At 37.6% G+C, this 13,466-nt stretch carries 9 protein-coding genes; 1 reads left to right on the plus strand and 8 read right to left on the minus strand.

The features are described from left to right. The 3 genes from E1171_RS18525 to E1171_RS18535 form a co-directional block, all read right to left on the minus strand. Positions 1–1,172 (minus strand): TolC family protein (locus tag E1171_RS18525; protein WP_187696532.1); only part of this gene is annotated, 1,172 nt, incomplete at its 3' end. Next, entirely contained in the window at positions 1,162–4,314 is a 3,153-nt protein-coding gene (locus E1171_RS18530) for an efflux RND transporter permease subunit (RefSeq protein WP_155207551.1), read from the minus strand. The genes E1171_RS18530 and E1171_RS18525, both read right to left, overlap by 11 nt. A 136-nt stretch (positions 4,315–4,450) precedes the next feature. Continuing rightward, positions 4,451–5,587 carry an efflux RND transporter periplasmic adaptor subunit gene (locus E1171_RS18535; protein ID WP_155207552.1) on the minus strand — a complete coding sequence of 379 codons (1,137 nt, stop codon included), beginning with the start codon at positions 5,585–5,587 and terminating at the stop codon, positions 4,451–4,453. An 870-nt stretch (positions 5,588–6,457) separates the two neighbouring features. On the opposite strand from E1171_RS18535, the gene E1171_RS18540 reads away from it, so the two are divergent. After that, a complete protein-coding gene (locus tag E1171_RS18540; RefSeq protein WP_155207553.1) occupies positions 6,458–6,847 on the plus strand; it encodes a DUF6632 domain-containing protein in 390 nt (129 codons plus the stop codon). A gap of 126 nt (positions 6,848–6,973) precedes the next feature. On the opposite strand, the gene E1171_RS18545 is transcribed toward E1171_RS18540, so the two are convergent. The 5 genes from E1171_RS18545 to E1171_RS18560 form a co-directional block, all read right to left on the minus strand. Continuing rightward, on the minus strand, positions 6,974–9,712 hold the full coding sequence (locus E1171_RS18545; protein WP_155207554.1) for a TonB-dependent receptor: 2,739 nt from the start codon (positions 9,710–9,712) through the stop codon (positions 6,974–6,976). A 481-nt stretch (positions 9,713–10,193) separates the two neighbouring features. Further along, the gene (locus E1171_RS18550; protein WP_155207555.1) at positions 10,194–10,547 is read right to left on the minus strand and encodes a hypothetical protein; all 354 of its coding nucleotides are present in this window, start codon (positions 10,545–10,547) and stop codon (positions 10,194–10,196) included. A 45-nt stretch (positions 10,548–10,592) separates the two neighbouring features. Further along, complete coding sequence (gene mgtE / locus E1171_RS18555; protein ID WP_155207556.1) at positions 10,593–11,972, minus strand: magnesium transporter; 1,380 nt, start codon at positions 11,970–11,972, stop codon at positions 10,593–10,595. Positions 11,973–11,996: 24 nt separating this feature from the next. Then, entirely contained in the window at positions 11,997–12,143 is a 147-nt protein-coding gene (locus tag E1171_RS24315; RefSeq protein ID WP_222931540.1) for a hypothetical protein, read from the minus strand. Positions 12,144–12,166: 23 nt separating this feature from the next. Next, positions 12,167–12,652, minus strand: coding sequence for an MgtC/SapB family protein (locus E1171_RS18560; RefSeq protein ID WP_155207557.1), 486 nt, complete (start codon positions 12,650–12,652; stop codon positions 12,167–12,169). Positions 12,653–13,466 lie beyond the last annotated feature (814 nt).

Genomic DNA, 13,466 nt, shown 5'->3' on the forward strand with positions numbered 1-13,466 from the left:
AAATTCAATTTATTGGTCTCTACATTTTTTTGTTCAGCTGACAAAATAAATAAAGCATTTTGATAAGTCTCCCAAGCGTTGACTACATTTCTTTCTAGCACATTTTCAATTTGTTCCATTTGAATCCGCCGATTGGCCATATCTATTTTGGAATTTTGAATTCGGGTTTTCGTCAGGCCTCCATCAAAAACAGCCCAGGTCATGGTTACACCTGCCACAACTCCTAAATTAGCTTGATCGGGCCTACTGCTAATTCTTCCATCACCTATTAATCGATTGTATCCATAGCCAGCATAAGCACTAAGTTTAGGTAACAATCCCGATTTACTAATCTTAAAATCCAGCTTACTGATTTGGATATTTTTTTCTGCCTGTAAGATAGTAACGTTGCGGGCACTTGCAGACTCCAGCAATTCATTTAACTCAAGACCTTCCGTATATTTGACATCGGTTTCTACTTCAAAAATTTCCTTAACATCCCGACCCAAAATTACATTCAAATCTCTTTTGGAGTTACTCAGCTGTTGGCCAACTTCTAATACACCAATACTATCATTATTTACATCCACTTCGGCATTCAACACATCCAATCGGTTTCCCTGACCATACTCATAATTGTAGGTAGCCCTCAATAACCTTTGCTTTGAAGTTTCCAACGTCTGCTTCTGCTGCCTCAAATTCTCAGTAAGCCTACCCACTTCAAAATATACGGTAAATAGATCAAGCAAAGAAGCCTCCATAATCTGCCTTGCCTCAAGTTTGGATAAATTTCTGGTTTCCTTTAATTTTTTAAAATTATAAGCTCTTCCCATTCCATCAAAAATGACATAACTGACCTCCGCATTGGCATTATATTCACGGGAGTTGACCCCATTAAACCGTTCCTCCAATCCATCATTTGCAGTAGAAATATTCGTATTATTTTGTCTGGTATCTACACTTGCATCTACCCCTAAAGTTGGTAAATAGCCGCTGTTAAAGATACTGGCATTATTTTCTGCTTTTCTCACATCATTTCTGGCGATCTTAATATCGTAATTATTCTCAAGGGTCAGTTTAACAGCTTCACTTTTAGTCAGTATTTCCTGAGCAAAAAGAGTAGTTGTCTGTCCCCACAGAAACATTACAATTATTCCTTTTAAAGCACTTCTCATTCTACTTTTATGCTTCATGGTGCTCCACATTTTTTTCTTTAATTGCCCTTTCAACTTCTTCTGGGGCTGGCATTTTGCCACTCACCAACCATCTCCAATGCACCTTGACAGAATTGGAAAAGGTAATAAAAAGAGGTAATATCAATAAGGTCATACAGGTTGCGACCATCATACCATAAGCCAAAGAAATTCCCATTGGAACTAGGAATTGGGCTGACCGACTTGGCTCCAATAACAAAGGAAGTAATCCGGCCACAGTGGTTGCCGAGGTTAAGAAAATGGCCCTGAAGCGGGAAACTCCCGCATTAAATAAGGCTTCATCCATTTTCAACCCTTCCTTTAAAAAACTGTTAAATTTTTCCATAAACACCAGCCCATCATTGATCATCACTCCCAAGAGAGCAATAATGCCCATCCAGGATAACATATTAATTGGGAATCCATGAATCCAATGTCCCCAGGCCACACCAATTACAGAAAAGGGCACTAAACATAAAAGCAACAAAGGCTGACTATAGGAACGGAAAGTAAAGGCAATTACGGCATAAATTAAAAAAAGGATCACAGGCAAGGCTACTGACAAAGAAGCTGTTAATTTCGAAGCCTGTCTGTTTTGCCCTTCATATAGTATATTTACGGATGGATGTCGAGAAATAATCTCTGGCATTACCCGCTCTCTTAAATCCTCCAGAATATCCGTGGCACTTCCATTAGGATCCACCATATCAGCCTCTACCAAAATTTCGCGTTGTCCATCTAAATGGTTTATGGCTACTTCTCCTCGTTGAATCTCATACCTGGCTATTTCAGAAAAAGGAATCCTACTGCCAGTGTCGGTAGTAATCCACATATTATCCAAGTTCTTAATGGAAGAACGATCAGAGCGGTCATACCGAACCCAAACCCGAATTTCATCCTGCCCTCTTTGAAAACGTTGGGCTTCAAAACCAAAAAATCCATAACGTACCTGATCCATCACACTTTGCAGCGTAAGACCTAAAGGGTATGCATTTTCCTTTAATCGGATTTTTATTTCTTTAATCCCAACCGGATCATTATCCAAAACATCCTTTAACAGGGGATTTTTTTCCAACTCTTGTTTTAATTCAACTTTTGCCTCCTTCAAATCCTGGATATTATTACTAATAAGAGATATAGAAACCGGCTTTCCTCCAAAGTTTGAACCTGAACTATAGGTGATTTTTTCCGCCCCATGGACCATTCCCACTCTTTCTTGAATGGCATTGGAAACTTCATAAGCCGCAAAATCCCGGTCATCTCCCGGCATCAGATCCAAATCCAAATAAGCACGGTTGGTTCCTGGGCCTATCCGCTTTGAAAAACTTGTAATCACTGGGATATTTCCGGTTTGTTTCTCTGTAAATTCCAAATTTACCTGGTAGGCTACCCTTGAAATTCTTGTGATAATGGAATCAGTAATGGCCTCGTTGGTTCCCTGGGGCATAGAAAGGTCAATAGTTACCCGATCACTGTCCTGAGCAGGGAAAAATGTGGTTTTAATCACTCCTCCGGCAATCCCCCCAATTGTCAAGAGCAATGCCCCCATAATGATAGAGAAACTCAGAAATTTATTATTTAAAACAAACTTTAAAGCCGGCCCATAAATTTTATGTTTCATAAAATCCATGAATTTATCTGTAATAACATTCAACTTATTCTTTTTTGGATTCCTGGAGAGTGCCTTAGAATGGGCAATGTGAGCAGGTAAAATAATTAAGGCCTCCACAAGAGAAACGCTTAAAGTAATGATGACCACAGTAGCAACTTCTCCAAACAAATCTCCGATATCACCATCCATAAAGTAAAAAGCAGAAAAAGCCAGAGTAGTAGTCAACAATGCGGACATGATTGGAGGAATTACTTCCAGCGTTCCTTCCACGGCGGCACGAACCCGGCTTTTTCCCTGCTGGTAATGATCATAAATATTCTCAGCGATTACAATTCCATCATCCACCAGGATCCCGATCACTATGATCATTCCAAAGAGTGAAAACACATTAATAGTCAATCCCAGCTTTAGGGCAAAAATAAACATACCCAAAAAAGCCACTGGTAATCCTGAAGCAACCCAAAATGCCATTCGACTATTAAGAAAAAGAGAAAGGAAAATCAAAACCAGAATAATCCCCATTATTCCATTGTCCACCAATAACTGGGTTCTTTCTTTCAGAGTACGGGATACATCAGCAATAATGTGCAACTGCACATTGTTATATTGCTGATTAAATCGCTTTACATATTCTCTTATTTTTGCTGCCGATGAAATTAAATCTTCATTATTGGTTGTTTTGATTCTTACCCTTACCGATGGCTCACCGTTAAAGTAAATTCGACTTGGGTCTTCCGCCCAACGGTCCCTCACTTCAGCCACGTCTTTCAGCCGAATACTATTTCCTGAGGGATCTGCTCTTACAATAAGGTTATCCAATTCATCCCCATAATAAAAGCGATTATTAGCCCGGATTAAATATTCCTCAGCATCCGTCTTAATATTCCCCCCAGTCACCAAGATATTGGCCTCAGACACTGCCCTTGCTACTTCTTCAAAGGTTAGATTAAAGGCCCTAAGGTCATTTTCACTAACAGCAACCTCAATTTCTTCTTTAGGGAAACCTGTAATTCCTACCTGTGAAATTCCCTCTATTGCCCTTATGTCATTCTCAATACGACGGGAAATCGCTTTTAAAGTTCTTAAAGGAACATCCTGTCCACTAATGGCAAAACTTAGGGTTTCTTCTTTATCTAAATCCTTGGAAATAACCGGGGGATCCATACCTGCCGGGAACGAAGAAACCTGATCAATAGCATTTCTAACATCATTGAGCACCAAATCAACATTCTGTCCCTTTTCCACCTCAATAGTTATGGTGGCCTCATTTTCAATGGATTCGGAAGTCACTCGATCAACCCCTACTACCCCCTTTAAATTATCTTCGATTTTTAAAACAATTCCTTCTTCAATCTCAAGTGGAGAAGCCCCCGAATATGATATGCTTATAGTTATAAATCTAGAGTCTACCTGTGGATAAAAGGAGGAACGCATGGTCCACATACTAATCGCCCCAAAAACAACAAAGGCAATCACTACTAAATTTACAGCGATTGGAAAATTAATAAAATGGCTTAATACCTTTCTCATATAATCCGTAGTGGAATGACAAAAAAATTTTATTACACCGTCCTACCGGTGAAAAAATTGAAAAAGTATAGTAGGTCCAGATAATTGGCTATTTATTACCCATAAGGCAGGGTGCACAACTAAAAAATAAAGGAAATTATGATTCCAACTCTTTACTAATCTTTACCGGCATCCCCACAAAACCTCCAGGAACAGGTTGGGTGAGCACCTGAATTCCATTGGGAAGCCCTTTTACCACAACGGTACCTTTCTTAAAATAAACAGGTTCCACTTCCTGATAGTCTAACACACTATCTCTTACAACATATAATCTCGAATTTCCCTCTAATAAACTACGGGAGACTTCAAAGGCATCCTCTACCTCCTTAACTTGTACAGAGGCTTCCAAATACATTCCCTCTTTTAAATCTCCCCCTTTCACCTGTATATAAGCTTGCACCGTTTGTGTTCCCTGATCTATTTTTCCGTTGACCCTTATCACTTTACCTTTCCAGGTTTCATTACGTTGCAAATCATTTAAGTGTACTTCTTCTCCTAACCTCAAATATTTACTAAAGGCCGCATTCACTGCTATTTCCATCTCAAAAACAGTAGGATCAATAAATTCTCCTAGCTTTTGCCCTGAACGAACCAAGGTTCCCTGGGTCACTAAAGCTTCGGTTAAAACTCCATCATAAGGTGCTCTAATATCAAACTTATTTAAATGCACCTCCATGTTTTTTACACTGTAAAAACGGGTATAAACTCCTCTTCCGGAAACAAAAAACCGTTCCATTTCCATTGAAGGCTCGGGCAAGGGATTAACAGGTTTTTTTACATCAAAATTTTTCAAATATTCCTCCCACTTAGGATAGGCCTCTGGAAAGTCCATGCGCAGATCGGGCAACATAGAAGTGATTTGATTATAGAGATTACTTTTTTCGGCCAATAAACTAGCATTATACTCCGTACTATTAATATGAAGTAAGGTTTGCCCTTTTTTATAATATTGACCTGGTTTAAATTCAGGTCTTGTTCGGTTTAAAACACCCTCCACCTCAGAATAAAGATCTACTTTATTCTTAGCGATCAAATTTCCACTGGCAGAAATCAATATAGGAATGCTATGATTGCGCACTTCCTGGGTAAAAACGGTTTGAACAATTTTTTGAACCTGGGGAGTAGTACTTTTCTTTGCCCTTAGAAGACCTACAAACCCTCCCAGTGCCAGAATTATAACCAAAATCCCAATCCCAATACTGATTCTTTTTTTACTTAAATATTTCTTAATCATTTAAAAAAATATGGTTTTTTAATAAACTTCCACTTGTTGGCACTTATGAACATAAGAACATCCTTAATCGGAGAAGTATATTCATGTTATCCTTAAAAAATTGACCCATAACATTAATAATTAATAAAAAACAGAACATATTAAGTAAATTTACATAATGAATATATCCAGAATATTTTTTGCCTTTTACTTGTTTAAACATAAAGATAGCATATTCAACCTAAAAGTCCATGGACTATTTGAGCCAAACTTTCCAAAAAAAATAAAGGAATAAATCAACAAGCTGATTTTCAAAATTTTAATTAAAAACCACACTCAGACTCTTTATGACAGCACTTTGATGAGATAAAAACGGACAAGTACACTAATAAGTGCATTAAAAAATTTCTAATATCTCCAAAAGGATTAATTGAAGTAAAATAAAGAGGACAAAAAGAGGATAACAAGAATTTAAAATAGAATCTTGCTAGATAAAATATTGAAGAAGTAACAAAAGAATAAATTCATATTTGGGGTATCTTAAACAGACTTGGACAATTATAAACTGGATATTGCAGAAATAATTTAATCACTCCTTTTTCCTCTTTAGCTTTCTATATTGGATGACTTTAGAAAGTAATCTAACATCGCTCTATTACGATCTTGAAGATGCACTTTCAATTTATAGGGAAGAAGCCTAATCCATTTGATTACAACACTTTTTTAATAAATCTAACAAGAGAAGCTCGAAAACACAAGGAACCCCCTACCCCAATATTATTGTTTTAATTACAAAAGCAGTAAGGGTAAAAAGGCCGGGGAAGGTGCTTTTTTAGCCTTACAATTTTATTTTTCTGGTGATCCTTAAGGAACAACTAACGAGACATAAAAATGAAAACAAAAGACATTACCCTTAGGTGGACACTTAGAGTAATTGGACTCCTGTTTTTGCTTGGAATTCCGACATTTATGTATTTTTGGCCTGAAGCCTGGAGTTGGGAACCCCGTCAAACTGAGTACGAAAATATGATTATTGGCATTTATGCAGTATTGGGGATTTTCATTCTGCTTGCCTCCAGAAATCCATTAGAAAACATAAGCTTAATTTGGTTTGTCATTTGGTCAAGCCTTGTTCATGCCACTATAATGGCTATTCAAGCTTTCTTTGATCCAATTGAAACCCCAAATCTATATGGAGATATTCCAGCACTATTCCTGGTGGCCATAATTTTATTGTTACAAATGCCAATAAGTAAGGAGAGGTACAGTATTAGAGAATAAAAAAAGAAACAAATCCGTCTTTATAATTTTTGAATATAGCTTTACTTTCCTTTGCATAAAATTTCCATCCGAATAATTAGAAAGAACAATGTCAGCTTCGGCCATAAATGACCGAAGCTGAAAATATCAAAAATTAAATTTGGCTCCCAGGTTGAATCGTCGATTTGTCCAGTCTTCCCTAAAAGTGCGATTTCTTTCTCCCTGAAAATAGCGCAAAGGCTGATTGGTCAGGTTATTGGCACTTACAAAAATTCTCCAATGATCATTTAACGTATAGGTGCTGTTAAAATCCATGAAAAATTGCTGATCATAGTAAACATCCATTGTCGACTCTTCATCCAATTCATCCAAAAAAGCACTGCTATAATTTCCAGAAAGGCGAAATTCCCAATTTTTCCAATCATAGGAAAGAGAAGCATTGAGGCTATGCTTAGAAGTTCCTGGAAGGCTTATCTTTTCTCCACGGTCTGGAATACCGTAAGCCCTTGAATTGGTATAAGTATAATTAGCATATACCCCAATTCCCTTCAAAAAACCAGGCAAAAAGTATAAATCTCTTTGAAAGGCAATTTCCAGACCATACAAATGGGCATATCCTCCATTCATAGGTAGTATTACCTGATTAAACAACTCTCCACTAACCGGATCCAAATAATTGGATTGACGATTGGTATAAATAAAATCGGTAATATATTTATAAAAAGCCCCTCCAGTAAGTAATCCTGCATTACCAAAATACTTTTCTGCCATAAAATCAAGATTATACGAATTTGCAGCCTTCAGGTCAGGGTTTCCTAAGGCTATCCTATTGGTTTGAAAATTAATCTGCCTATAGGGTGCCAGATCCGCATATTGAGGCCGGGCCAGGGTATTCGACCATACAAGACGAAAAATAAGATCTTCTTCCGGGATGTATTTAAATTGAAGGTGAGGGAGCACATTTAAATAACTCCTTTCGGCTTCTGTCTCCCTAATATTTTCTTCCCCATCCACTTCATACCCATTCGAAGAAGTATGAGTTGCTTCCAGACGTACTCCGGTAAGCAATGATAGTTGATCAGAAAGTTGTTGGTTATACATCACATATCCAGCCCAAATGCCTTCTCTCACCTGAAGGTTTCCTGTTAAATAATCAATTACATCATCTTCCATCCTAAAAATATCAGGATTATTTAAAGCCAGACCACCTAAAAACCGATGGTCCACAAAATTCCCCAAAGAGTATTGATCACCTGGCATAAATTGGGAGCGTTGGGGGGCATATAGATTTACCTGATTTAACAGCTGATAATCGTCAACCAAAGGAATGAAGTTATAAATGCTATTATCAATGATTTTCAATTTATTCCTGTATCGGCTTCCAAATTTCAATTGTCTTTTTTCATCGAAAGTATATCGTAGATCCAACCGGAAATTTTTATCTTCCTCAGAAGTAAATTCATTTTGTTCCCAAATTCTATGGAGTTTAAAATTCTTGTTATTATTAGTTTCAAGAGGTGTATAAACCGGACGTCTTGAATTTTCATTAGCCGATAAAGGGCTAGTGGTGGTATATTCCATAAATAGGCTATGTGGATTATTCTGAGACGCTCGGGCAAGAGCTAAAGACCAATGCAAATCTAATTTACCAAAATCATGTTCACCTGCCAAAGATGAAAAATAGATTCGTTGATCTTCTAAAAAACGGGAATTTTGCCCATTTTCAGCTCCCGCTACTGTTTGTCGTCTAACCCTACCATCTACGATGCCATTTTCATCCAGTTGACCTATGGGTTCGTAAATCAATAAATATTGATCCCTGTATTCATTATGGTGCGTATATAAATTTCTTAAATAAAGTTTATTGGATTCATTAAAGGTATATTCAAAATTCAAAGCAGCGGATATGCGTTCCCGAGTCACATTGTAAGTACTGATATTTTGTTGTGCAACCATTGGGTTTCCTTCCTCATCCTTATCCCACAAGGCTTCAATATTATCCACTAGAAGGTCATTATGATACCAGGAAATATTCCCAATAACCCCCAATCTTTCTTTAAGGAATCGATTCCCATAACCCAGGCCTCCATTAACCAAAGGTTTTCCATTAGAAGCATTAATTCCAGATTGAAAATCACCAAATATATTTCTACTATAAGGAGCCTCTCTCAGCAACAGGTTCATAACCCCTCCAATGGCATCTGCATCCATATCCGGAGTAAGGGCTTTAAATAATTCAATACCCTGAATCAAATTTGCTGGAATAAGATCAACCTCTACGGCCCGTGAGCCAGCTTCGGCAGAAGGCAAACGCTCCCCGTGAATTGTCACAGAACTCCATTCAGGGCTGGTACCCCGCACCATACCTACCTCAGCTTCTCCCTGGTCCATTTGCATGGTTACACCAGGGATCCTCTTCAAAGCATCTCCAATGTTCATATCAGGAAACTGCTCGAGCTGATCATTTGAAACAATAGTGGCAATCTGACTTATTTTCTTTTGTGTTTTAATTGCAGAAGCCTGAGAACTCATTGCCTGAGATTGGACCACGACGGACTCCCCTAACAAAACACCAGCTTGCAATTCAAAATTATAGATAACCGCCGCGCTTTCATTTATAGTTATAATTTTTTTGACAGGCTGATAACCCACCGATTGTACCTCTACCTCATAGTCACCAACCGGAATATTGGTAAGGATATAATTCCCCTCGAAACCGGTAACATCCCCCTTGCTAAGGCTTTTAATATAAACGGTGGCCCCTATAACAGTCTCACCGTTTTCGTTTTCCTTCACGGTTCCCTTAAGAATTCCTGACTGTCCGAAACTATCCAGACTAATCACCAAAGTCATTAAAAAGAATATAGATTTAATATGATTTAACATCGACTTATTTTTAAAAAAATTTATTAGAAAAAATAAAAGGATTTCTTAAGGATGTTGTTCCCTAAAATCCTGTGAAAAGGCTTTTTTTTAATGCAAACTATTGCTCAACTTTACAATATTTAACTGTACTAAGTCAATTTTATACAAAGAAGAACCTACCAAAATGAGCAATTCGGTTTTATCTTAGAAAAAACACTTACAATATTTTCTTCGAGAACAAAGGTTTGCATTCCTTAAGTGTTAAGGTTAGAACGAGAAGATTTTTTCACTTAACTACTGTCAATTTTTCTTTTCACCTTATTCTTTTTGAGCAAGTCCCTTCAAACAAAATAATTGGAATAACGACTTCCTTTTAAGGGAACCTCAAAAATTGCTACAAGGGAATATAAAGGACTATTGAGTTTGAGAAAATGGAATAATCCCTTCCTCATTCCTTGTTGACAATACCTAGAAAGTAATTGATCTCCTGATCCAAAAAATATTAAATGAAATTAGGTGGGTGGTCAATGAAAAGAACAAAGCTTTGTGGCACCCCAACATTTAATGGGATTTCCCAATGCAGCAAGAGTTCCTTTACGGGTTGAATGATAATAATAGAAGAAATATCAAAAATTAGAGGGGTTTTAAGGGCAATCTTGCTTTCAACACCCTCATCAGAAAAATCTTGTATGGGGAGGTCAAAGCAGTAATAAGTAAACATTTCTATCACACTTTCAATCTCATTCTCCATTTTATTGGGTAATAGACAATCATCGACATTCACACTCATATTGAGCAACTGAATGCAAAGAAAAATACTAATAAACACACTATTTCCCCTACAAGTCTGGAGCATACAATCTAAAAGTAGAAAGAAAAAACTTTATTTAATTTAAATCCCTTATAGACTAAAGAAGGCTACGGCCACCCCAAAATAGATTAATAATCCTGTTACATCTACGACTGTAGTAATAGCCGGACTAGCAGCAACGGCCGGGTCACCGCCAAACCTTTTTACCAAAAGTGGCAAAGCGGCACCAATGATGGTAGCAGTAATAACTTGTAAAGACAGGGCTAATGAAATAGCAAAGGCCACTTGACCTAAACTAAGAGCAGCAGGAATTTCCGTTTCCCAGGAGAGAAACACCACCTTTGCAAAAGCCAATGTCCCCAAGCAAACCGAAAGAAAGAGGGCAATCCTAGTCTCTTTCCAAATCACCTTAAACCAGTTAGCAACACTAATCTGTCCCAAAGACATCGCACGGATGACTACCGTAGCTGCCTGGCTTCCTGTATTTCCACCTGTATCCGCCACCATCGGCATATACAAGGCCAAAATTAATAACTTGTCCAACACCCCTTCAAAATGATGAATCACCATTCCCGACACAATACCAACCGCTGCCAAAGAAACAATCCAGACTACCCTTTTTTTGAAATGCTGCCAGGAAGAAGTATCCAGATAATCTAACTCTTCTTTAGCAGGAACAATACCCATAATCTTTTCCAGGTCTTCGGTATCTTCTGCCCTGATAATTTCAATGGCTTCATCGTGGGTAACAATTCCCACCAACTGTCCTTCGGCGTTTAAAATAGGAATGGCCACCAAATCATACCTGGCAATCTGGGAGGCCACAGCTTCCCGGTCATCATCCACTCGTGCAAAGACATATTCTCTATGTAAAGCATCCCTAACCAGGGTTTCCGGTTGATTTAGCATTAGATCTTTCAAGGTAATAAAACCTTGCATTCGCATATCCTTATCCACTACGTAGACATAATAAATCATCCGCTTGGAAGGGGCATCAGCCCGTATTTTTGCAATGGCTTGTTCACAGCTCATGTCTAAAAGCACAGTGGCAAAATCGGTGCTCATGATACCTCCAGCAGTTTCCGGAGGATAGGCACTTAATTTAATTACATTCTCACGTACCAATTTGGACAAATAGGGTAGCAACATGGTTTGCTCCTCTACAGTCATTTGCTGAAATAAATCTGCTCTACTTTCAGAATACATATTCTCAAAGGCTTCAGCAAATGTCATCCGATCCAACAAATGAAATAATTCAATTTGTCTGCTGAAATCAAACTCCGATAAAATCAGCCCCTGTTGCTGTACCGTAAATTTTGGTAAAATCTGCAGTAGATGCTCATTTTCCAGTTGTCCAAGAATTTCACCTACCTCTACAACAGGCAATTCCTGCAAAACAGGTACTAATTCTATTAGATTGTTTTCCTCTAAAAGTTCATCAATCAACAGCTGTTTTTCTCTTACAGTCATTTTCTTTCTCTTGACATCCTAGCATTAATATTTTACTATATTTCCCATTTCTTTAATGGACACCTCCTTCTTAGAAACCATAAATTCAGCAGATATAATCATCGTAACGGAGGTATTACCATTCATTTTTCTTAAAAAAGCAGTTTTAAGCGCTTCATTTGGACTACCCAATTTTTAATTAAATCATGAATTCACTATTCACTCTCACCATTTTTAAAAGTCGAAAGTTTAAAATCGGGACGGACCTGTCTGGAACTGGATTTATTGGCAAACCTCTGCAATTTGTTACCCACTGGCCTTAAAATGAAATGCGTTATTACAACTAAAAAAGTCGTGAGGAAGGCTTCTATAAGTAAACCTACACCAGTCATAGTTCCTACAGCTGCCGAACACCAAAGCGTAGCTGCTGTATTAAGTCCTTGCACATTAACGCCATCCCGCATGATCACCCCTGCTCCCAAAAAGCCAATTCCACTTACAATTTGAGCTGCAATTCGGCTAGGATCTCCTACTTCATTCGTCAAACTTTCAGAAAGAAGCAAAAAGCTAGCTGCCCCAATTGCCACTAGGGCATTGGTTCTTAATCCGGCATTTCTGTTTCGCCATTGGCGTTCCAATCCAATGCCAGCACCTAGCAACATTGCCAGGCTTAATCGAAAAATAAAATCTAAAGTAGACATAACTACCTCCTTTCCTGTTTTAGGTTGGACAATCCATTGAAAATTAAACTATCGGTTTTAAACCGAACTTTCAGGAAATAAAGTAGTCAGTCAAGGAGGAATGGAAATTACAAAAAACCAAATGCTGATTAAATGATAGGCATCAGAATAGGCAAAGAACCAATTATGTCCTACTATACTAGGCTTAAAAAATTTTGGGGTATTAGAAGAACAAGGATGAGATAGGTAAAAAAAGTTAAAACAAAGGTTTTCCTTTCCAGCAATAGGTGAGTTAGCTGAAGGATAAACAAATGAAGCCTGGGTTATGTTGGAGCACAACATCACCAAGCCCACAGTTGCCAGGGGCAATATGGTTATGCGACAAAGCATATTGTTTGCTTAAACTATAACTGGGTCCTGCGTCCATTTTATTTTTTATAATCATTTTAAATTTGATGCAAATGTATGGCTTTTTTTAATAGAGAAAAAACCGAGCAGATTGTTTCTTGTAATAAAACGATAAATTTAACTTCTTCATACAGACAGAGTTTCTAATAATAGAAAAAAAGCATCTCGATAATTGTAAAACCTGTAAGCAGAATTAAACTAATTATAATGCCCACAATCTGAAATTGACGAATAAATCTCTTTTCAAGGTTATCTTTGGCTATAATTTTCATGATGTGATTTATTTAGAAGATTAAACTTTAGTTTCAGGAATTGGTGGATTTTGAAGAAACTATAATTGTTTAGCCCCGAATAATTCTATAATATATTCTTTCCTGATTCCGGAGTTTGAGAGTATTTAAATAAAAAGGATAGTTTTCCCTTCGTC

Origin of the sequence: Xanthovirga aplysinae, from assembly GCF_009711365.1 — a bacterium.
GTDB classification, from domain to species: Bacteria; Bacteroidota; Bacteroidia; order Cytophagales; family Cyclobacteriaceae; genus Xanthovirga; species Xanthovirga aplysinae.